Genomic DNA, 22,317 nt, shown 5'->3' with positions numbered 1-22,317 from the left:
TCCCTGGGGGCTCGGCTGCGGCCATGCAGGCCGCAGACGGTCCCGCAAGTTGTCCCCGGTCATTGGATCCTTCATATCGCATATTGTTGTCACTGGAAGGAGAGCCAGCCAAATTTAGCCGCAGTCTAGGTCCCCCAATTCGCCATTTCCAGCGATTCCGGTGCGCCAGACGTGTATAATGCGCGCCTGTTTTTTATCCAGTCTCAAGTTGCATTATGGGTCAGTCTTCAAACTTGGCGGGCATCAATGGCCGCCGTACCTTTGCCATCATCTCCCACCCGGACGCCGGTAAAACCACGGTGACCGAGAAGCTGCTGTTGTTCGGAAATGCGATCCAGCTGGCGGGGTCGGTCAAGGGCAAGAAGGGCCCCCACGCGCGCTCTGACTGGATGACCATGGAGCAGGAGCGGGGTATTTCCGTGACCTCCTCCGTGATGCAGTTCCCCTACAAGGAGCGGGTGGTGAACCTGCTGGACACCCCGGGGCACGAGGACTTCTCCGAGGATACCTACCGGGTACTGACCGCGGTGGACTCCGCATTGATGGTGATCGATGGCGCCAAGGGTGTCGAGGATCGCACCATCAAGCTGATGAACGTGTGCCGTCTGCGCACCACGCCGATCCTGTCGTTTATCAACAAGCTGGACCGGGATATCCGGGATCCCATTGAGGTGATGGACGAGATCGAGGAAGTCCTGAATATCCAGGCGGCGCCGATCAACTGGCCGCTGGGCTCCGGTAAGCAGTTCAAGGGTGTGTACAACCTCTATACCGACACCATTCACGTGTTCAAGCAGGGGCAGGGCCACACCATTCCGGAAGACATCCAGATCAAAGGGCTGGATTCTGACGAAGCGACGGCACTTCTGGGTGAGGACGCGGACGAGATTCGCGAGGAAATCGATCTGGTGCGCGGCGCGACCCACGAGTTCGACCTGGAAGCTTACCGCGCGGGCGAGCTGACACCGGTGTTCTTTGGTACGGCGCTGGGTAACTTTGGCGTGCGCGAGATGCTCGACGGTTTTGTGGAGTGGGCGCCGGGTCCGCAGTCGCGCGCCACTAACGACCGCGAAGTGCAGCCCAATGAGGACAAGTTTTCCGGCTTTGTTTTCAAAATCCAGGCAAATATGGATCCCAAACACCGCGACCGGATTGCGTTCATGCGTGTGTGCTCCGGCACCTATAGCCGTGGTATGAAAATGAAGCATGTGCGTCTTGGTAAGGATGTAAAAATCGCCGATGCGGTAACCTTTATGGCCGGTGACCGCACCCACGTGGAAGAGGCGATTGCGGGCGATATTATCGGCCTGCACAACCACGGCACCATCCAGATCGGCGATACCTTTACCGAGGGCGAGAGCCTGAAATTTACCGGTATCCCCAACTTTGCGCCGGAGCTATTCCGTCGAATTCGCCTGAAAGACCCGCTTAAGCTGAAACAGCTGCAGAAAGGTCTGCAGCAGTTGTCCGAAGAGGGCTCTACCCAGGTTTTCTTCCCGCTCGACAACAACGACATTATTGTCGGCGCGGTGGGGGTGCTGCAGTTTGAGGTGGTCGCGTATCGCCTGAAAGACGAGTACAAGGTGGAAGCCATTTACGAAAATGTAAATGTAAACACCGCGCGCTGGGTCGATAGTGAAAGTGCCAAGGAGCTGGAGAACTTCAAGCGCAAGGCCAGCATCAACCTGGCTCTGGATGGATCTGGTCATCTGACCTATCTGGCGCCGACGCGGGTGAACCTGCACCTGGCGGAAGAGCGTTACCCGGATGTGCGCTTCTACGCGACGCGGGAACACTGATTCCCGGTATTATTCCCTGGAGTTTTGATTCCTCGGCATGATTGTGTGTCTTTAGCAGTACTTACGCTGTAACCATTGAGAAGAGACGATGACCGTGACTGTTGCCAAGAAAACGACCATTCCCACGCAATTGCCAGAAGAAATGCCACGTAACGGCAACTGGTTTACCCGTGGCACTGGCCTGCTGATCGTGAAAGCACTGGGCTGGCGTATCCATGGTGAGTTCCCGAAAGAAAAGAAGGTGATGGTGGCACTCGCGCCGCACACGTCCAACTGGGACTTTGTGGTGGCAATGCCGTTTATTATGGCGCTGGGTCTCAAGGCGTCCTGGTTGATGAAGAAGGAAGCGTTTTTCTTCCCGTTTAAAAACCTGTTCAAATGGCTTGGAGGTATTCCCACCGATCGTTCTGCCGCTGGTGGTATGGCCAAGCAGGTGGCGAGTCAGTTTCGACAAAATGAGAAAATGTGGGTTGCCATCACCCCGGAGGGAACCCGCAAGAAGACCGCAAAATGGAAAAACGGTTTTCTGCGTATAGCCTATGCGGCCAATGTACCGGTGGTTCTGATTGCGTGGGACTTCCCCAGCAAGCAAATCTGCGTGGACTCCGTTTACCGACCCACCGGTGAACTGGAAACCGACATGCGTGAAATCCAGAGACGTTTCCATAAATACAAAGGTCGCAACCCGCAATACCAGACGGATTTTGACGAAGCGGCCTGAACCAGACCGGAGAATACGTGATTCAACTTGCCGGTGATCTGACACCAGCTGTTTATCTGATTCTTACCATCGTCGCCTTTGCCGCCGGCTTTATCAGCTCTATAGCCGGCGCTGGTGGCATGATCACCCTGCCGGCACTGCTGTGGGCCGGCATGCCACCACTGGATGCGCTGGGTACCAACAAATTCCAGAGCGTATTCGGCACCCTGTCTTCGACCCTGAATTTCTTCCGCAAGGGGCACCTGGATTTTCGCCCCCTGTGGCCGGGTTTGCTGGCGGCTACGGTCGGGTCCTGTCTGGGCACCTGGTCGGTAACCCGGCTTGGGGGAGCGCAGCTGCAGGCGCTGCTGCCGGTACTGCTCATCGCAATCTCGCTGTACTTTGCGTTCTCGCCGCGTATTGCCGATATCGATGCAAAGCCGCGACTGACTCATGGCTGGTTCAACCTGTTGATTGGTGGGGGTATCGGCTTCTACGGTGGATTCTTCGGGCCGGGGATGGGCTCCTTTTACGCGCTCGCATTCGCTGCGCTACTGGGTTACAACATGCGCAAGGCCACGGCGCACACCAAACCGCTGGTGCTGGCCACCAATGCCACATCCATGTGTATATTCATCGCCGCCGGGCACCTGCTGTGGACACTGGCTCTGTGCATGTCCGCGGCCCAGTTTGTCGGGGCCAGATTGGGCTCGAACCTGGTCATCGCGCGCGGGGCGGCACTAGTGAAACCCGTGATCATCGTGGCCACGCTGGTATTGGCAGTCAAACTTTTACTGGAGGCATGAGCAGTGACACTCGTCATAACCCTGTTCCTCTCCTTTGCAATCTTTGCCCTGATTATCTGGGGGCTGATGCATATGCGGACGCCGCGTTTCCGGATGGAGAGGGCAGACTTTCAGCGTGGACTGGAAGATGTGATTGCCGGACAGGCGGATGAAAACGAATGGCGGATCCTGACGGGTTACCCGATGCGTCATGACCCGCCTCTGGAAAAGCTGCGGCTCGAGTGCCTGCAAATTGAAGAAGACGAATACACCGGTAAACTGCCGTATCTGTTTACCGAAGTGGGCCTGCACATGCTGCGTGACCTGCGGGAGCGCTTGCTGGCACTGCCATTGCAGGAAGAATCCGAATAACTTTGAATTCGAATAAATCCCGATAGCCAACCTTTATAACAACCCCAATGCTGTAACTGGAGAAATCATGTTGAAACCCCTGAAGAGTGTTGCCGGCGGGCTGGCCGCCGCGCTGGTGGCGGTCGTTGCCCAGGCGACTCCCCTGAAGCAGGAAGATCTGTCTGTAGCGGAAGTGTTGCGCGATCGCGCGCTGGAGTCCTCCGATGCCTACAGTCTCGTCGAGTCCCTGACCGTGGAAGTGGGACCGCGTCGTGCCGGTACCAAGGGGGATGAGCGCGCCGTGGCCTGGGCGCAGGAAAAGATGAAAGCACTGGGTTTTGACCGGGTCTACACCGAACAGATCGATGTGAAGCGCTGGGCCCGTGGCCATGCGCACGCGGAAGTGACCGCACCTTTCCCCCAGCCGCTGGTGGTCACCTCCCTGGGCTACGGCGCTTCCACTCCGGAAAGGGGGCTTACCGCTGAAATCGTGGAATTTGCCGATGTGGAAGCGTTGATCAAAGCACCGGCACGCAAGGTAAAAGGCAAGATCGCCTTTATCAACAAGCGTATGGAGCGCGCCCGCACCGGCGAGGGCTATGGTCCCGCCGTTCAGGGACGCAGCAAGGGGATGCGCGCCGCTGCAGAAAAAGGCGCTGCTGCCATGCTGCTGCGCTCCGTTGGTACCGACTCCGATCGTTTCCCGCACACCGGCATGATGTCTATCGATGGCGTTGAGAACCCGGTGCCCGCGTTGGCCCTGTCCGCGCCGGATGCCAACCTGCTGGAGGCCATGCTGGAGCGCGGCAAGCCAGTGGAGGTGAAGCTGAACGTGCATAATGAAGCACTGGCGGACGGCCCTTCTTTCAATGTAATTGGCGAAGTGGTTGGTCGCGAGAAGCCGGAAGAAGTGGTTCTGATTGGTGCACACCTGGATAGCTGGGACGAAGGCACGGGCGCACTGGATGATGGTGCCGGCGTTGCCGTGGTGATGGAAACTGCACGTCTGATCTCTGAGTTACCGCAGCGCCCCCGTCGCACCCTGCGCGTAGTGCTGTTTGGCGCTGAGGAAATTGGCCTTGTCGGTGCCAAGCAGTATGTGGAAGCCCATCAGAATGACCTGGAAAAAATCATCATGGTATCCGAGTCCGACTTCGGTGCCGGCAAGATCTGGCGCTTTGACACCCGTATCCCGGAGAGCAAGTTCGCCATCGCCGACCAGATGATGCAGCTGCTGGCACCGCTGGGTATTGAACGCGGTAATAACAAGTCATACGGTGGCCCGGACAGCAGTGTATTTGTCGCGCAGGGCGTACCGGCCATGGGTCTTTACCAGGACGGTACCGACTACTTCGATTACCACCACACGCCCAATGACACGCTGGATAAAGTGGATCCGGACAATCTCAAGCAGAACGTTGCTGCGTGGGTAGTGATGTCGTTCCTGGCGACCGAAATGGAAGGTGACTTTGGTCGGGTGCCGACCGAGCACTAAGCAAGTCGCTTCTTCGCACACGAAAAGCCCCGCAGATTGTGGGGCTTTTTTGTGTTCCGAAATTGTCTGCGTTTTACCCGCCACTTGATTGACAATGCCATACCCCATCGTCATGCTGCCTTCACTTTCATCAGGCAAGTCAAGGAATACGCAATGGCCAATATCACCCTGAAAGGAAACCCGATTACTACCGTTGGTGAGCTGCCTGCCGTAGGCAGCCAGGCGCCGGCGTTTACCCTGGTGCAGGGGGACCTGTCCGAGATCACCCTGCAGGACCTCGCGGGCAAGCGTGTGGTACTGAATATTTTCCCGTCCGTGGATACCCCGACCTGTGCCACTTCGGTACGCACTTTCAATGAAAAAGTATCCTCCCTGGATAACACTGTCGTGCTGTGTGTGTCCGCGGATTTGCCGTTTGCCATGACCCGCTTCTGCGGCGCCGAGGGCATTGAGAATGTGAAGCTGGGTTCCGCGTTTCGCGCGAGCTTTGGTGACGATTACGGCGTAGCGTTCGAGACCGGTCCGTTGAAGGGGTTATTGTCCCGCTCGGTGGTTGTGATTGATGAAAACGGCAAGGTGGTTTACACCGAACAGGTGGCAGAAACTGCGGATGAGCCGAGCTATGAAGGGGCGATCAGTGCGCTTTGATCGCCGACTGACAGATATATGCTGGTAAACAAAAACGCCGCGACAGTTGTCGCGGCGTTTTTTTAGTGGGATTACAAGCGATATCCTGTTCCTTTATCGGTGCTGTCCGCGCAAATCCAGTACGGTTTCCTGTAGCGCGTCCGCTTTGACTTCCGTCGCTGCCAGCGGATTTCCGGCCACCACGCAGACACGCGACCAGAAGCGCCGAGGCAGGGTGCTGAATGCTGTGCCATCCTTGTGACTGAAGAAACTGCCCCACAGGCCGCGCAAAGCCATAGGGATTACCGGCACCGGGGTGCGTTGCAGAATCTTCTCGATCCCTGCTTTGAAAGGTTGCAACTCGCCATCTTTGGTCAGCTGGCCTTCCGGGAAAATACACAATAGATCCCCATCTTTCAGCCCTTGTTCAATCTCCGCAAATGCCTGTGCATAGCCTTCTGGATCCTGCTGTTTGGAGCAGATGGGAATGGCGCGGCTGGTTTTGAAAATAAAGTGCAGCACTGGGATTTCGTAGATCGGCTTGTACATGATAAAGCGGATAGGGCGGCGCACCGCACCCGCCAACAGTAGTGCATCCACGTAGCTCACATGATTGCACGCAATAATTGCTGCACCTTCCGCGGGGATCTTGTCGAGCCCCTGGTGTTTTACCCGGTACATGGTGTGTGACAGCAGCCAGATCAGCAGGCGCATGGCGAATTCCGGTACCCGGTTGAACACGAAAATTGCCACCGCGGCATTCATCAGCGCAATGATCAGGAAAAACTGCGGAATGGTCGCATCGAGCACATTCAGGAACACAATCCCGAGCACCGCAGCCACCACCATAAACAGCGCATTCAGAACATTGTTTACCGCAATAATCCGTGCGCGAATGGTCGGATCCGAGCGTTCCTGCATCATGGAATACAGTGGCACGATAAAGAACCCACCGAAGATCCCGATCAGGGTCAGGTTGATCAGAATCCCCAGAGCACCATCATTGGCCCAGAAGGCGGCAACCGTAGACTCTACCGGTGGTTGGTAGTTGCCGGTGGTGGACGCCAGGAGAATACCCACCACGGTAAGTCCGGCCGCACCGATGGGAACCAGCCCGAGCTCCACGCGTCCGCCAGAAAGCCGTCCGCAAAGCAGCGAGCCGACCGCCACGCCGATGGTAAAGCAGCACAACAGCAGGGTAACCAGGGATTCACTGCCGCCCAGTACATTGCGGGTGAGACTTGGGATCTGGGTAAGGTAGGCCGCGCCCAGCAGCCAGAACCAGGAAATGCCGATAATCGCGTAAAACACCGAGGGTGTTTTCGCTGCCTCTTTCAGAATCCGGCGAGTCTGGGTGACGGGGTTGTAATTGATTTTCAGATCCGGCGCAGGCGCCTCCGCGCGGGGGATATTGCGCGCGGCGAGATAGCCCAGGGAAGCGGTGATCATGATGATGGCAGATATCCACCACAGCCCGGATTCTCCTTCCCCGGTGCGACCCGCCAGCAGGCCACCGACGATGGTGCCGAGCAAAATGGAAACAAAGGTACCCATTTCCACCAGTGCATTGCCGCTCACCAACTCGGTCTTTCTCAGGTGCTGGGGGAGGATGGCGTACTTCACCGGGCCGAAAAAAGCCGACTGCACACCGAGCAAAAACAGTACTGTCAGGCACAGATAATTATTGCCACTGAACAGCGCCCCGACCCCGAAAGCCCCGATACCGATTTCCGCGAGCTTGATTCGCCGGATCAGAATGCTCTTATCGGTCTTGTCCGCCACCTGGCCGGCAGTGGCGGAGAACAGGAAAAACGGCAGGATAAACAGACCCGCGGCGAGGTTGATCAGGAAGTTCGCTTCAGTGGCGGCGAGGCGGAAGGCGATCATGACGATCAATGCATTCTTGAACACATTGTCGTTGAAGGCACCGAGAAACTGGGTACAGAAGAAGGGCAGGAAGCGTCGGCTGCCGAGCAGCTGAAACTGGTTATCGTGGGCCATATTGGTCTCCCCAAAGTCCTTTGCGAACTATGGTAAGCCATAAAACAGGAAGGGGCACAGGGGAAAGAGAATTTAGGCGAGGTGTCTCGAGATTAATTCGAAGTCACATGTCTGGAGCGAAGGTACCGCTACCGGGTACAGGTTCACGGTGTGTCTCGCGAACCTGTACCCGGTAGCGGTGCCGCCCATACACCAGAACAGTGTAAAGGCGGATCAGGACAGTAGAAGGAGGGGGTTACCAGATAACCACACGCTCCTCTTCCGGCAGGTACATACCGTCGCCTTCCTTCACGTCAAACGCGGAATAGAAAGCCTCGATATTCGGCAACACGCCCTGTACCCGGTATTCCGCCGGGGAGTGCGGGTCGGTTTTCAGGCGCTCGCTCAGGGCCTCATCGCGCATCTTGCTGCGCCATACCTGTGCCCATCCGAGGAATACGCGCTGGTCGCCATTGAAGCCATCGATGACTGGAGCCTCTTTACCGTCCAGGGACATTTTGTAGGCTTTGTAGGCGATACCCAGACCAGACAGGTCACCGATATTTTCACCCAGGGTCAGTTCACCGTTCACGTGCTCGCCTTCCAGCGGCTCAAAAGTGTTGTACTGGGAAACCAGTTTTCCGGTCAGGTGTTCGAAGTTTTCCAGGTCGGAGTCGGTCCACCAGTTGTTCAGGTAGCCCTTGCCGTCAAACTTGCTGCCCTTGTCGTCGAAGCCGTGGCCGATTTCGTGGCCAATCACACCGCCGATACCACCGTAGTTCACCGCATCATCCGCGTTCATGTTGAAGAACGGCGGCTGCAGGATGGCTGCCGGGAACACGATCTCGTTGCGCGCCGGGCTGTAGTAGGCATTTACGGTCTGCGGAGACATGCCCCACTCGGTGCGATCCAGGGGCTTGCCCAGCTTGCTGCGGTCGTGTGCAGAATCGAACAGGTTGGATGCCAGCACGTTACCGGTCAGGTTGTCGGCACTGACTTCCAGCGCACTGTAATCACGCCACTTGTCCGGATAACCGATTTTGGTGGTGAAGTTGGCCAGCTTGGTCAGGGCTTCCTGCTTGGTGGTATCGCTCATCCAGGTGAGTTCCTCGATCGAGCTCTTGTAAGCAGCCTTGAGGTTATCTACCAGCTCTACCATGCGCGCCTTGGCTTCCGGCGGGAAGTACTTTTCTACATAGCGCTTGCCCACCAGCTCGCCCACAGATCCGTTTACGAACTGCACACCGCGTTTCCAGCGGGGTTCCATTTCCTTGGTACCGCGCAGGGTGGTACCGTAAAAATCAAAGCGGGCCTGCGCCAGTTCGCCGTGCATGTACGGTGCCATGGCAGTCAGTACCTTGATCTTCAGGTAGCGCTTCCAGGTCGCGATATCGGTATCGGCGATTATCTTGTTGGCGGCTTCCAGATATTCCGGCTGGCCCACGGAAAAGTGGCTCTCTCCGTCCAGCATGGCGTCAGCCAGGTAGATGTCCCAGTTGATCGCGGGCATCAGTTTGGCCATGTCGCTGGCCGCGGTTTTGTTGTAGTACTTGTCCGGATCGCGGTTTTCTACACGGGTGCGGTGGTGTTCCGCCAGACTTTTCTCCAGCAGGTAAAGGGTTTCCGCGCTGGCTTCAGCATTATCCAGACCGGCGATGCCCTGTACTTCTACCAGGTAGTCTTTGTAGGCCTGCTGCAGCTTCTGGCCCTTTTCCGAATCGTCGAAGTAGTAGTCGCGGTCGGGCAGACCGAGGCCCGCCTGCCAGAAGAAGACCATGTAGGACTCGACGTTTTTCAGGTCCTGGTAAACAGTGGCTCCAAACGGCACGTCATAGCCGGCCATATCGGCGTAGGCGAAGTAGCGGGTCAGGTCGTCCATTGAGACGATCGCATCAATCTTGTCCAGCTCGCCGGAAATGGCTGCCAAACCTTTCTTCTCGATCAGTTCCTCGTTCATGAAGCTGTTGTAGAGATCGCCAATCTGCTTGGCGTCGGCGCTTTCAGCATGCTCGCCGGCTTCCATGATCAGACCTTTAACTTCCTCGGTGGCCTTGTCACGCAGGATGCTGAAACCGCCCCAGCGGGATTTGTCCGCGGGAATCTCAGTGTTCTTCATCCAGTTGCCATTGACGTAGCTGTAGAAGTCGTCCTGCGGACGGACGCTGGTGTCCATGGCACTGAGATCGATACCGGAGCCCAGCGCTGCGACCTGGGAGGTGCTGGCCTCGGCCGCGGGGGCATTCTGGGTGTTATCCACAGCCGGGGTCTCGGACTTGGAACAGCCGGTCAGGGTGGTTCCGGCAATAGCACCGGCAATCGCCAGGGGAAGAAGCAGTTTTTTCATAGTTGGCCTTTTGGGCTTGTTATATATGGTCTGTGATTGGACCGGGTGAAAATCGGGTCAATCCCATAGTATGCATCGAGATTGCGCTGGGGCAAGCGCGCATGCGGTCAGTTGCAGGGGAGGAGCGATGGATTTCGGGCAATAAAAAACCCCGCAAAGCGGGGTTTTTGGGGCCGGTCCCGGGTCAGTCTGGGAGGCGGAAGGTAATGGGTACCGTGAAGTTGTACTCTTCGATGTTCAGCTGGGCTGGGGTGGCCGGGTAGGGCCCTGCGCGTTCAACGGCTTCTACCGCTTCGCGGTTGAGGCTCGAGTAGCGGGATTCCTGTAGCGTGCTAACCGTTTTCACAATGCCCTTGTTGTCGATAGTCACGTTCAGGCGGACACTGCCCTCCTGACCGCGCTCCTGGGCGCGCTTCGGATAGCGAATGTGCTTGAAGGTGTGACGCAGCAGCATGGAATGGTAGATCTGGCGAGCCAGAATCATGTCGGCAGTCAGCGGTGCTTCCTCTTCTTCCTCTTCCAGCTCCTCATCCAGCGGGCTGGCCGGGCGCGTGGTAGTGGGCTTCAAAGGCTTGGGCTGCGAGACCGGCGCGCTAGCTACCGGCTTGGGTGCGGGCTTTTCGAGAGCCGGCGTGCCGATGGCGGCGAGCGATGGCGGCGGGATATCGGCGGAGAGATTCGGCTTCGGTTTTGGTGCGGCGGCTACCTGGGCGGGCTTGGGTTCCGCCTTCTGTGGAGCAGGCTCAGCGGCGGCCTCTTCTTTGGCTTCCTGCGCATCGACCATGGCTGTAACCTGGGCAACTCGGTCCGCGCCTGGCTGCAGGGCTTCATACTTCGCCAGCAGTCCGGAATCTACCTGACCGGACCCCATGAGATCGTCACGGAAATCTGTGGATGGTGGCACCGGGCCGATCCATGCGCGCAACAGGGTATTGAAAAACTCGCGATCCTCGATCATGCCCAGCATGATGTCATTGAGGGATACGGAGGTAGTGCCGGTGTCCGCAGCGTAGTCGATACGCAACTGGTCTCCCGCCACCAGGCGACCCTTGAACATGTTGGCGAAGGTCACCATGTTCTCGGCCTGGCCGGTAAGTACGCTGCCTGGGTTATTGATAGCAATGCCTTCCATCCACTGGTTGCGGAATCGGCGGGCTGACAAGCGATCGGCGATAATGCGCACCTGCAGACTGCGTGGCAGATTGTTGTCGAGTAGTGCGTTGGCATCGCCGGAGAGTCGCTCAGAATAAACGGCGGCTATATAGCGATCTTTATTGAATTGTTGTTCCAGAGCCAGACCGTTCAGCAGCGGGGCCGCATTTGCAGTCAGGGCCGTAGCGAACAACAGCAGGGCAATGACGAAGTTGGTCGATTTCATTTTTGCTTTGGTATCTATTTAAAGCCGGATGGGCAGAAACCGGCAGATAAAGTGCTGAAATATCAATCAAAATACCCCAGAGAAATTTCCAGCGACTTCATATAGCACCCTCCCCCCGAAAGGTGCGGGCTTCAGTTAGACTCAGCACTAGACCGGTGGTTAAAAATTCCCCGGTAACTGGTACGGTATAAGCGAAGCTCTGCTCAACTCTACTGTAACTGCAATGGAGTTCAACCCTGAAGTGGGTAAAATGTCTCGTTTTTTCAAATCGGGGAATGGACAGGGCAGACAGCCGTCACTTTCCGCCTAGAATGTGGCATCGGATGGTGCACCGTCGACAGGCAGGGCTTTCGATGCACTGTTCAGGTACTGGCGGGGACTATAGCTGTCCAATTTTCTTCCCGGGCAGCGCGAAAACTGGCCGTGCCACCACAAAAATCACTAAACGATTAAGCCAAGAGTTTCATGAATTACAAGCCGCTTAGTGACTACCCACGCGATGCCGTGGATCGTCTTCTGAATGTCATTCATCTATTTCGTGATATTCGCGCTACCAGTGATTGGCAATACGATGTTTTGCTGAAACGTTCCCGTCTGTCCACGCTGGCGCCGGGAGAGGCGTTGCTGCATGCGGGAGACGTGGACCAGTGGGTGTATTTTCTACTGCGCGGAGAACTGCACGTGCATGTAGATAATGCCGCGGCGGCTGCGGAAGAGCGACCACTGGCGGTGATTCGTCCAGGGGAGGTGTTTGGGGATCTCTCGATGCTGCTAGCAGAGCCTCGCAGTGCCACCATTGTTGCGGCACCCTCAGGCCAGGAAAATCAGGTATTGGCTGTCGACTGTACCCTGTTTGGTGACCTGGAGGATTTCTCCCTGTTGCACCTGCCCACCAAGTTGGTGTTTTACCGCAATATGGTGCACTCCCTGCGCTGGAAGCTGGAGGTGTACCGCTCCAAGTACCCGACACACGAGCTCGCCAACAGCCACCGCCGGCTCAAGCTGTACACTGGGCCAAAAAACAGTAAGGAAGAACTGGCGGCCCTGGCGGGACAGGCGCGGGATTTAGCGCGTATCCTGCTGGACTGGAATGCAGAGTTCGGAAGCGGCCAGCTCGCCGCGGAAGAATCTGATATGACGGACTTCCTCGAATCCATCCTCTCCTGATTTGTCTCACCCCGCAAAGCGTGGCCGCCTGGTCACGCTTAGTGTTCTCTGTTTTGCTCGCATTCTGAATCCGGCTTATCACCGAATTTACCTTTCTTTCGCGACTTTCACGGGCTTATCTGCTGTGAATTTCGCAATTCGGCAGCATTCGCCCCTGTGCTGTAATCGCTTTGCACATAAAATACGTATCTCTCCGTGGTCTTCCGGTACTTCGGATACAAAAAATAGATACTCGCAGGAATTACAGGTATGAATTTTCTGGTAAATCTCTGGCGGCAGCGTAATTACCGTTTTGCCGCCGTCGTCGCCTTTCTGGCAGTACTGTGGTTGCTGAGCGGCATTGTGACGGGTACTGGGGATTCCGAAATGGTCGCCAGGGAGAGTGGTGTAAAAAATACACGGGCTGCCGAAGCCATGCGCGTCAAGGCGCGGCAAATGCAGGCGCAACCCTATGTGACCCGGGTTGTGGTTAACAGCCGTACCGAGGCGAATCGCAGTGTGCGTCTGCGGGCGGAACTTGACGGAGTGATCGCAGCCTTGCCTGTGGCAGAGGGGCAGCGGGTAACCCGAGGCGACGTCATTTGTGAGATTGCTGCGGAAGATCGACCTGAACAGCTGACGCGGGCGCGGGCGACCCTGCGCAAGGCAGAACTGGACTTTGCCGGCGCGAAAAAACTGAAGGGGCGCGGGCTGCAATCGGAGGCTGCCATGGCCCAGCAGGAAGTGGCGCTGGCCAATGCCCGCGCGGAGCTCAAGCGCGCTCAGTTAGATGTGCAAAACCTTAAAATCCGTGCGCCATTTGATGGTCTGGTAAACAGCCGTGCAGTGGAGCTGGGGGATTTCATCCGCCGCGGAGAAGAGTGCGCGACGATTCTCGACCTGGATCCGATTCTTGTGGTGGGCGAGGTCTCAGAGTCCCAGGTCGCTAACCTGAAACCGGGATCAACGGCCAGTGCCCAGTTGCAGTTGGGGCAGCTTGTTGAGGGACATTTACGTTACGTGAGCCTGGAGGCGCACCCGGTTACCCGTGCATACCGGGTGGAAGTCGCGGTGAGTAATCCCGATAGCGCGCTGCGTAGTGGGATCAGTGCGCGAATGGCCCTACCTACTGGAGAAGTGCTGGCTCATCGAATCAATGCCTCTCTACTAACTCTCGATGACCGGGGGGATTTGGGGGTGCGGATCCTGGATGAAGAGCAGCGAGTGCGCTTTGTAAACGTGCGCTTGATCAGCGATGAAAACGAGGGTGTGTGGATCGCAGGGCTCCCGTCGAGCACAACCCTGATTACCGTGGGGCAGGAGTATGTAAGCGAGGGTGAAAAAGTTGAGGTGGAGTTTGAAGAGTCCGCTGGCGACCTGCCTGCGCCGATAGCTGGTGCACTGGACGCCGAGGATGGGAAGGATACCTCAGTTGATCCCGCGATTGAGTCGGCCACAGACATAGCGGCAGAGCGAGTCCAGGAGCCCCGTCCATGAAGTTACTGGAAAGTGCCGTAGACCGATTCCGCAGTAGCATCAGCTTGATGCTACTGATCGTGATCGTGGGCATTGCTGCCCGAGGGGCGATGACCGTGGAATCGAGCCCAGAGGTAAACCCGCCTATTGTGATCGTGCAGGTGATGCACGAGGGAATTTCGCCGGAAGACGGGGTTCGTTTGCTGATTCGCCCCATGGAGCAGGAGATCCGGGCGATCGAGGGCGTTGAGGAGGTAATGGCCACTGCCCGCGAGGGCCTGGTGTATCTGGTAATCGAATTTGATTCGGCACTGGATGTCGATCTGGCGGTAGATGAAGTACGTAACGCGGTCGATCGCGCCAAGGCGGAATTACCCCGGGATGCGGAAGAGCCGATCGTCGAGGAGGCATCTGCGCAGCCTTTTCCGACAATCGTCGTGACCCTGGCGGGGGACGGTATCAGCGAGCGCGAATTACTGCGCAGTGCGCAGTTGCTCAAGCGCAAGATCGAAAATATCAGTGAAGTTCTGAGTGCGGATATCACCGGTAACCGGGAAGAGGTGGTGGAGGCCATCATCGATCCGGTTCGCCTGGAGCACTACCAGGTAACCAGCGGCGAACTGATCAACGCGGTGCTTGGTAACAACCTGCTGATTCCCGCCGGTGAGATGGATGTCAGTAAGGGGCGTTTTTCGGTCAAGGTGCCTGGGCTGATCGAGTCTGCCGATGACGTTTATCAGATTCCGCTCAAGCAGTCCGAGCGCGGTGTGGTGACCCTGGGGCAGGTGACGGATATCCGCCGCACCTTCAAGGATGCCACTACCTTTACCAGTGTGAACGGTCGCCCTGGAATCGCTATTAATGTGGAAAAACGCACAGGTGCAAGTTCCGTGGATCTTGCAGACACCGTGCGCGCTGTCGTGAATGCTGAGCGTGACTATCTGCCTCGCGGGGTCGAGGTCAACTTTGTATTTGATCAGTCTCAGGTGGCGCGGGATATGGTCAGTGAGATGGAGGGCAATATTCTCACGGCGATGTTGCTGGTAATGATCATTGTGGTCGCAGCGCTCGGTTTTCGCTCTGGCCTTCTGGTGGGCTTCGGCATTCCATTTTCGCTGCTGTTCGGTTCCATCATTACCTGGTATCTGGGTTACTCATTCAACTTTATGGTGATGTTCGGCATGCTCCTCGCTCTGGGCATGTTGATTGATGGTTGTATCGTGATTACCGAGTTCGCGGACCGGAAGATGGCCGAAGGGCTGTCTGCGAGAGTTGCGTACTCTATTGCCGTGCGGCGGATGTTCTGGCCGGTGGTGGCGTCTACGGGTACGACCCTCGCGGCATTCCTTCCGATTATTTTCTGGCCAGGTGTGGTCGGTGAGTTTATGCGCTACTTGCCGGTAACCGTATTTTCCGTACTGGCGGGATCCCTGATCTACGCACTCTTCTTTGCGCCGGTATTGGGTTCCGTTTTCGGCAAAAACAATATGGATCTAGAGATCCAGCAGGATCTTAAGCGGCTCGAAAATGGAGACCCCACCGAAATGCGCGGAGTTACGGGGCTCTATGCGCGCATGCTGGATCCGGTGGTGCGTCATCCATTTGCTTCTTTTGGCGCAACCATCCTGGTGTTGGTCGGTATTTTTATCGCTTTCAATACATTCAATCCCGGTGTGGAATTCTTTACTGAGACAGAAGAGCAGTATGGCAATGTCGAGGTGCGGGCTCAGGGGAACCTTTCGCTGGAGGAGAAAAAAACACTGGTGGCCCAGGTCGAATCTGCCCTAATGGAGGTGCCGGAAGTACGTGTAGTGTATTCGTCCATCGGCGGCGGCGGGATTTCCGGGAATTCTGAAAAATCGCCGGACCAGATCGCGAACCTGCTGGTGGAGTTGCAGCCGTCGATGGAGCGGGAACGCAAAAGTCGGGAAATTTTTGCCGATATACGCCAGCGCACGGCCAATTTTGCCGGGATCAAAACCAGTGCCAACCCGTTTGAGGGCGGACCACCGGTGGGCAAGGATATTGTGCTCGAGTTGCGCAGCCGCGATTACGACCGCTTGCTGGCCGAAACCTGGCGCCTGCATCGGGCGATGGTCTCCGAGTTCGGTGGCCTGAGGGACATCGTCAACACCGCACCATTGCCCGGAATCGAGTGGGAGGTCCGCGTGGATAGGGCCAAGGCCGCGCTGTACGGCGCGGACCTCACCGGAGTGGGCCGTGCGGTGCAGCTCGTCACCAACGGCGTGCGAATGGCAGAGTACCGTCCGGATGATTCCGATGAGGAAGTGGATATCCGCATCCGCTACCCAGATTACGCGCGAGGAATCACCGCACTGGATCAACTCAAGGTAAACACCTCCGGTGGTGCGGTTCCGGTCAGCAGTTTTGTGCGTACCGAGGCTGGACCCAAGGTAGACAAGATTGAGCGCATCGACGGTATTACCCGCATGCAGCTCAAAGCAGACGTCGAAGATGGTGTGCTGGCGGACGACAAGGTGCGGCAAATCCGCGCGTGGCTTGCGCAACACCCCGTAGATGATCAGGTCGAACTGTTGTTCCGGGGCGCGGATGAGGATCAGAACGAGTCTCTGGTGTTCCTGCTGGGGGCCTTCCTGCTCTCTCTATTCCTGATGTTTATCCTGCTGGTAACCCAGTTCAATAGCTTCTATCAGTCCGCGCTGATTTTGTCTTCGGTCATCATGTCGACTGCCGGTGTGATGTTGGGCCTGACCCTGACACAGAGTACCTTCAGTGTGATCATGACGGGCGTTGGGATCGTCGCGCTGGCAGGGATTGTAGTTAACAACAACATCGTGCTGATCGACACCTACAACTATGTGCGCAAGGCAGAGCCTGAACTGGGGCACGGCGCTGCGGCGGTGAAGGCTGCTGCACAGCGACTGCGGCCAGTGTTTCTCACCACAGCAACTACCATTCTCGGTTTGTTACCCCTGGCACTGGGGGTGAGTGTGGATATGGTGGGGCGCACGGTGGTTGTCAACGGCGTGATTGCGTCATTCTGGGTAAAGCTCGCCAGCGCGATTGTGTATGGACTGTCATTCTCCACCTTGCTGACCCTGATTGTGACTCCGGTGATGCTGGCACTGCCTCCGGCAGTGGCAGATATTGTTCGAAGGGTTCTGTCTTCGCGGTTACGCGAGAAGCCCCAGACCTGATCAAGGTATTGAACTTGTTTGGATCCAAAACGAAAAAACCCCGGCAAGCCGGGGTTTTTTCGTTCTATCTGCCAGCAATGACAGCTTAGGCTTTAGCTTTCGGCGGACGACCGCGACGAGCTGGTGCTTTCTTGGCTGCACCGGACTTGGCCGGACGACCCGGCTTTTTCTTGGCTGCAGCGGACTTGGCCGGACGCCCCGGCTTTTTAGCGGCAGTTTTGGTGGCAGCTTTCTTGGCCGGACGACCAGGCTTCTTCTTAGCTGCAGTCTTGGCTTTAGCCTTGGTCTTGGCAGCGGTTTTCTTGGCTTTTTCAGCAGCCTTCTTTTTGGCAGCAGCAGCTTTTTGCTTCTCGGCAGCAGCCTTCTTCTTGGCTGCGGCTGCGGCCTTCTTCTTAGCGGCGGCGGCTTTCTTTTTAGCAGCGGCAGCGGCTTTCTTGGCGGCAGCAGCGGCTTTCTTCTTGTCTGCAGCGGCCTTCTTCTTGGCAGCAGCGGCAGCTTTTTTGGCTGCGGCAGCAGCTTTCTTCTTCTCAGCAGCGGCCAGCTTCTTGGAGATGGCGGATTCTTCCTTGGCTACAGCCTTGGCAATTTTGGTGGCCAGCTTGTTATCGGCACTGATCACGGCCAGCTTGGACTTGGCATCGGTAGCTGCGGACTTGGCTGCGGTGGCGGCCTTTTTAGCGGCAGCGGCGGCAGTCTGGGCGGCTTTCAATTGCTTCTGTTGAGCGGCGGATTTCTTTTTCGCCCGTGCTGCTTTTACCTTGGCGGCAGCTGCGGCAGCTTTCTTTGCTGCTGTGTCAGCTTCTTTGGAGGCCTTATCAGCTTCCTTTTTAGCGGCAGCTTCTTGGGTGCTGCGCGCTTTTTCCAGCTGGGCTTTCAACGAGGCGAGTTCAGCTTCCAACTTCGCAACGGCATTCACTTTTTTGGCAGATTTACGTGCGGCCATAAAATATCCCTGTATCTAAATTTAGTATTTAGGTGTTATTTTGGATGAGTGGAATTCATCGCGCTAATTGCAGCTTATTTATATGCTTGAATGCAAGTGTTTTAAGGGTGTTTTTACTCTGTAATGAATAAATTTAAGGTTTTTTTTACATTTATCGCGTTTTTCTGGATGTTGCTCTGTGGATTCGGTGCTATTTACGCGATTGCGAACGGCGGTGGGAGCTCTTCTTTATTCGCCTGGATAGGGCTGTTAATTAATGCATGGGCATTACCTGTATGGATGCTGCTACGTTACCTGAAACCGGAAACATTAACCGGCGATTTGCGAGAGCCGGGGGCTTTTTCCGGTGTGCTGATCGGCCTCGCAATCGTTTTATTGACGGATACGGAGCGCGGGCTACCGATATACCTGTCGCTATGCAATCTGTTCGTCCTGCTGGTTTACCTTTATCACCTGAGTGCGGTGGGCCATCCCCAAATGCCTTTGGTTGATACGAAGTTCCCTGCAATTGCGCTTGCGGGTGACAAAAAATGGCAGGCTGAGAACTTTTGTCGTGAGCGACAGTTACGCGGTGTACTGGTGGTATTCATGCGCGGAAGTTATTGCGCTGATAGTCGCGTGCAGTTGCACCAGATCCGGGCGCTGCAGCAGGACCTGGTTCGACAGGGTATCGGCTTGGTCCTGTTTAGCACGCAGCCTGAGCATAAGTGGCCGGCGCAGGGCGGCGGGCTGGACACTGAGGAAAAGGGCGCAAGCGGTAATGGATCTGGGGGAAGTACGGGACGCAATTTGAACCTGGTCCCACCGCGGCAACTGGATGTAGATGGCGAAAATGCTTCTGCATTTGTTGCCCGTTCTGCGGCACCGCTCATTCTGCGTCCATGGGTGCGGGATGCTGCGCGTCCCAGTGCCTGGTTGATGGATAATGAGGGCTATGTCCTATGGCGGGATCTGTCGACGAATTACCGGGTTCCCGCGAGTGCGGGTGTGCTGCGCGGGCAGCTGTTTCGAATCGATGATTGAGTAGCATTGTTGCGCTGGGCGTTAATTTGACGCGGCGTTAATAAGCGGAAGCTGGTGGCAATAAAAAAGGCGTAGTGGATATTTCACTACGCCTTTTTTATTGGGCAGAATCAATTGCGGCTCTGTGGGGATTTCCCAAACAATAGCTCGTAAGAGCTGGCACACTAAGCAAACTTGCCCCGACTAAAGCGGTCCGTACGGCAGGTAGCGGTTGTCGGAATGCTGGCGAATCCACAGCAATTGCTCCCGCTGAAGCGGCGTCTTGCGCTGGCGCAGAGATTTGGCCAGGGGAATGACCGGTGACTCGGCGCCCCCCTGCCAATCCTGTAACTGCATTTCTGCCAGAGTGAAGAAACGGATCAGTGCCCAGATCTGGGTGCTGTCCCAGCGGGATGCTTCTTCCAGCCACTGGGTGGCAGGCAGGCCCGCAAGCCAACTGGCGGAAAGTAGTTCCTGCTCGAAGGACTTGAGCTCCGGTGCACGGTTCCCATCTGTGTCCGCACTGTCCGCTTCATTTATTGCATTGATGATGCGGTTTATCAGCGCGTGATCGATCTCCGTACGCGGTTGATCGTTGGAAGCTTGGTTGTCTGGTTCCCAGGCACCGACACTCATAATCACTCCTATATAGGTAGGCATGTGCACAACAGGCCATGCATTCTCAGTGGGGCGGATTATACGCACCACGACGGGATGCTCTACCCGGTATTAGCCAGTATTGTCAGGCCGTGTCTCCCGGCCGATTAGCTGTGGCAGGCCAGCGGATAGCGGCATCGGACTCTTGCGATGGATGCAGGACGCGGAATTTAGCATAATCAGTGAGTGCCCCCGGCATATTTGGGGGGCGCAACCGAATAGAGCAGATTCCTCTGGGGGCTATGTGGATTATATTGATCAGCCGATTGCCGCGCAGAAGCGCATTGCGCTGGTGGCGCATGACAACCGCAAGACCGCATTGATCGAGTGGTGTCGTCAGCATAAGAGCATACTCGAACAGCACCACTTGCTGGGTACCGGGACCACTGGCAGCAAGATTGAGGCCGCTACCGGCATGCCGGTGGAGCAGTTGTTCAGCGGCCCTATGGGGGGCGATCAGCAGCTCGGCGCCAGGATTTGTCAGGGCGAGGTGGATATCCTGGTGTTTTTCTGGGATCCCTTCGAGCCGATGCCCCATGACCCCGACGTCAAGGCCTTGCTGAGGATAGCGGCGGTGTGGAATATCCCGGTGGCCTGCAATGCCAGCAGTGCCGATATGATGATCCATTCCGAGCTGATGACCCGCAGTTTTCCCCGTCAAGTACCTGACTATCAGGGCTATCTGGCGGCGCGAAAGGACGAATTGGCTGTGTGATTTTTGAGCTTTTGCTCGATTAGTGTGATATAAGTCATTGATTCTAAAGGGGTATATGTAGGGTGCACAGGTTGCACTTGCATTGATGGCCATTTCCCGGCAATCTTCCCCACCTGATTAGACCGGTGTAACCGGCGAATTCGAATTAAAAAACAGTACGGTGTTTTATGAGTAGACGACGCGGTAAGGCCGTAGAAGAAGAAAAGGCCGATATTGATCTGACGCCCATGCTGGACGTTGTGTTTATCATGCTGATCTTCTTTATCGTGACGGCATCCTTCGTAAAAGAGAAGGCGCTGGACGTGAACGTGCCTGATCCGGATCAGACTGAACAGACTCCGCCGGACCCGGATAAGCAGAACATCCTGATTACAGTGAATTCTGCTGACGAGATCTGGATGGGGCAGAATCGGATTGATAGCCGTGCTGTGCGTGCCCGTATCGCACAGATGTTTGCGGAAAACCCGCAGGCCATCGTGATTGTACGCGCGCACAACAAATCGAGCGCGGACACTTACGTGACCATCGCCGATGCAGCGAAAGAGGTGAACCCGAATATTCAGGTTTCATTGGTACCGTTCGACGACAAGAGATAACTCTCTGACGGTATCTCCCTCACAGGATAAAAAAGCCAGCAAATGCTGGCTTTTTTTGTGTCTGTAGCTTGGTCTTCAGAACTCCGAGCGAATGGCCCACAGGTCCGGGAACACGGGCTTGAACAGAGTGCTCTGCAGATAGCCAACTCCGCTGGAACCACCGGTGCCCATCTTGCTGCCGATGGTGCGCTCCACCATCTTTACGTGTCGGTAACGCCACTGCTGCAGGGATGTATCGATATCTACCAGTGCCTCGCAGATATCGCTTACCAGCGGGTCATTCCTGTACACGTCGATCAGCACCTTCTGTACGGCGCTGGATGGGGCTGCTACCAGGCTGAAGTCCCGCTCCAGTACAGCGGTCGGAATCTCGTGCCCCTCATGGGCCAGGAAGCGCAGGAAGGCATCCCACAGGGTCGGTGCCTGCAGGCGCTTCTGCAGGCGCTGGTAGTGTTCTGAACCTGGCTCGTAATTCTCCAGCTTCTTCGCATCTTTCGCGCCGTACAGGAACTCCAGCTCGCGGAACTGGTAGGACTGAAAGCCGCTGGCGGTAGAGAGGCGGTCGCGAAATGACATGAACTCAAGTGGGGTTAATGTCTCCAGGATGTCTACCTGCTGGATCAGGGTGCGATAGATGGCATCCACCCGTTTCAGTGTGTGCAGGGCGCGATTGCGCTCGCCGGCATTGAACAGGCGCACCAGGAAGTCCAATTCGTGCAGCAGTTGTTTGAACCAGAGCTCGTAGCTCTGGTGAATCACGATAAACAGCAGCTCATCGTGCTCCGGGCCCTCCGACAATGGCTGTTGGCACTTCAGTAGATCGTCTACCTTGAGGTAGGAGCTGTAGGTCACGGTCATATTGAGAACTTTCCTCGTCTTCCCCTGCGACCGAAATGGTTATACCGGTTTCTGCAGGCTAGTGAATCTGAAATTGCATAAATTAGGCAAAGTTTGGTCACATTATAAGGTCTGTGTCGTCCAGATTGGAAAAGTCTGTTTGTCGAAGTTGTTTCAGAATCCGTAACCCAAACTGGTCGAATTGGACCTCGTGTGGGAGGGGGGAGTGGCTAAACTAGTGTCTTTCGGTCTGTGACCATAATTGTTTATTTGGGTCATACCGCCTGCCCGCTGGCGCCTGCTCGCC

At 56.3% G+C, this 22,317-nt stretch carries 18 protein-coding genes and 1 pseudogene; 12 read left to right on the top strand and 7 right to left on the bottom strand.

Annotated features, from left to right (window positions below; genetic code table 11):
* Positions 1-215 precede the first annotated feature (215 nt).
* From prfC to tpx, 6 genes are all read left to right on the top strand, one after another.
* Positions 216-1,799, top strand: coding sequence for a peptide chain release factor 3 (prfC, locus tag B4U49_RS13845; RefSeq protein ID WP_078085193.1), 1,584 nt, complete (start codon positions 216-218; stop codon positions 1,797-1,799).
* An 88-nt stretch (positions 1,800-1,887) separates the two neighbouring features.
* The gene (locus tag B4U49_RS13840; protein ID WP_239692636.1) at positions 1,888-2,520 is read left to right on the top strand and encodes a 1-acyl-sn-glycerol-3-phosphate acyltransferase; all 633 of its coding nucleotides are present in this window, start codon (positions 1,888-1,890) and stop codon (positions 2,518-2,520) included.
* A gap of 17 nt (positions 2,521-2,537) precedes the next feature.
* Positions 2,538-3,305 carry a TSUP family transporter gene (locus tag B4U49_RS13835; RefSeq protein WP_078085192.1) on the top strand — a complete coding sequence of 256 codons (768 nt, stop codon included), beginning with the start codon at positions 2,538-2,540 and terminating at the stop codon, positions 3,303-3,305.
* A 3-nt stretch (positions 3,306-3,308) separates the two neighbouring features.
* Positions 3,309-3,656 carry a hypothetical protein gene (locus B4U49_RS13830; protein ID WP_078085191.1) on the top strand — a complete coding sequence of 116 codons (348 nt, stop codon included), beginning with the start codon at positions 3,309-3,311 and terminating at the stop codon, positions 3,654-3,656.
* Positions 3,657-3,723: 67 nt separating this feature from the next.
* Entirely contained in the window at positions 3,724-5,130 is a 1,407-nt protein-coding gene (locus B4U49_RS13825; protein ID WP_078085190.1) for a M20/M25/M40 family metallo-hydrolase, read from the top strand.
* Positions 5,131-5,283: 153 nt separating this feature from the next.
* The gene (tpx, locus tag B4U49_RS13820) at positions 5,284-5,778 is read left to right on the top strand and encodes a thiol peroxidase (protein WP_078085189.1); all 495 of its coding nucleotides are present in this window, start codon (positions 5,284-5,286) and stop codon (positions 5,776-5,778) included.
* 93 nt (positions 5,779-5,871) lie between these two features.
* On the opposite strand, the gene B4U49_RS13815 is transcribed toward tpx, so the two are convergent.
* From B4U49_RS13815 to B4U49_RS13805, 3 genes are all read right to left on the bottom strand, one after another.
* A complete protein-coding gene (locus B4U49_RS13815) occupies positions 5,872-7,758 on the bottom strand; it encodes an MFS transporter (RefSeq protein WP_078085188.1) in 1,887 nt (628 codons plus the stop codon).
* Positions 7,759-7,993: 235 nt separating this feature from the next.
* Positions 7,994-10,081, bottom strand: a complete 2,088-nt coding sequence (locus B4U49_RS13810) for a M13 family metallopeptidase (protein WP_078085187.1) — start codon at positions 10,079-10,081, stop codon at positions 7,994-7,996.
* A gap of 184 nt (positions 10,082-10,265) precedes the next feature.
* On the bottom strand, positions 10,266-11,459 hold the full coding sequence (locus B4U49_RS13805; protein ID WP_078085186.1) for a TonB family protein: 1,194 nt from the start codon (positions 11,457-11,459) through the stop codon (positions 10,266-10,268).
* A gap of 465 nt (positions 11,460-11,924) precedes the next feature.
* On the opposite strand from B4U49_RS13805, the gene B4U49_RS13800 reads away from it, so the two are divergent.
* From B4U49_RS13800 to B4U49_RS13790, 3 genes are all read left to right on the top strand, one after another.
* A complete protein-coding gene (locus B4U49_RS13800) occupies positions 11,925-12,626 on the top strand; it encodes a Crp/Fnr family transcriptional regulator (RefSeq protein WP_078085185.1) in 702 nt (233 codons plus the stop codon).
* A 249-nt stretch (positions 12,627-12,875) separates the two neighbouring features.
* Positions 12,876-14,102 carry an efflux RND transporter periplasmic adaptor subunit gene (locus B4U49_RS13795; protein ID WP_078085184.1) on the top strand — a complete coding sequence of 409 codons (1,227 nt, stop codon included), beginning with the start codon at positions 12,876-12,878 and terminating at the stop codon, positions 14,100-14,102.
* A complete protein-coding gene (locus tag B4U49_RS13790) occupies positions 14,099-17,260 on the top strand; it encodes an efflux RND transporter permease subunit (RefSeq protein WP_078085183.1) in 3,162 nt (1,053 codons plus the stop codon). The genes B4U49_RS13795 and B4U49_RS13790 overlap by 4 nt, the downstream gene beginning before the upstream one ends.
* An 85-nt stretch (positions 17,261-17,345) precedes the next feature.
* Here B4U49_RS13790 and B4U49_RS13785 read toward each other — a convergent pair whose 3' ends face one another.
* Positions 17,346-18,203 (bottom strand): hypothetical protein, encoded by an 858-nt coding sequence (locus B4U49_RS13785; RefSeq protein WP_078085182.1) that lies wholly within the window; start codon positions 18,201-18,203, stop codon positions 17,346-17,348.
* A gap of 123 nt (positions 18,204-18,326) precedes the next feature.
* Between B4U49_RS13785 and B4U49_RS13780 the strand changes: the two genes are divergently transcribed.
* Positions 18,327-19,226 carry a hypothetical protein gene (locus B4U49_RS13780; RefSeq protein ID WP_078085181.1) on the top strand — a complete coding sequence of 300 codons (900 nt, stop codon included), beginning with the start codon at positions 18,327-18,329 and terminating at the stop codon, positions 19,224-19,226.
* Between the two features lie 183 nt (positions 19,227-19,409).
* Here the strand turns inward: B4U49_RS13780 and B4U49_RS13775 are convergent, their stop codons facing one another.
* Positions 19,410-19,841: a hypothetical protein gene (locus B4U49_RS13775; protein ID WP_078085180.1), complete on the bottom strand. Its 432-nt coding sequence runs from the start codon at positions 19,839-19,841 to the stop codon at positions 19,410-19,412.
* Between the two features lie 265 nt (positions 19,842-20,106).
* Here B4U49_RS13775 and B4U49_RS13770 point away from each other — a divergent pair, with 265 nt between their 5' ends.
* A complete protein-coding gene (locus B4U49_RS13770; RefSeq protein WP_078085179.1) occupies positions 20,107-20,577 on the top strand; it encodes a methylglyoxal synthase in 471 nt (156 codons plus the stop codon).
* Positions 20,578-20,744: 167 nt separating this feature from the next.
* Positions 20,745-21,173 (top strand): ExbD/TolR family protein, encoded by a 429-nt coding sequence (locus B4U49_RS13765; protein WP_078085178.1) that lies wholly within the window; start codon positions 20,745-20,747, stop codon positions 21,171-21,173.
* Between the two features lie 75 nt (positions 21,174-21,248).
* Here B4U49_RS13765 and B4U49_RS19495 read toward each other — a convergent pair whose 3' ends face one another.
* Complete coding sequence (locus B4U49_RS19495; protein ID WP_275078289.1) at positions 21,249-21,572, bottom strand: tryptophan 2,3-dioxygenase family protein; 324 nt, start codon at positions 21,570-21,572, stop codon at positions 21,249-21,251.
* An 84-nt stretch (positions 21,573-21,656) separates the two neighbouring features.
* A pseudogene (locus B4U49_RS19490) lies at positions 21,657-22,037 on the bottom strand (tryptophan 2,3-dioxygenase family protein); the annotation flags it as partial.
* Between the last annotated feature and the right edge of the window lie 280 nt (positions 22,038-22,317).

This window comes from Microbulbifer mangrovi (assembly GCF_002009015.1).
In the GTDB taxonomy this organism is placed as follows: Bacteria; Pseudomonadota; Gammaproteobacteria; order Pseudomonadales; family Cellvibrionaceae; genus Microbulbifer; species Microbulbifer mangrovi.
This window is presented reverse-complemented; position numbering and strand designations above follow the sequence as displayed.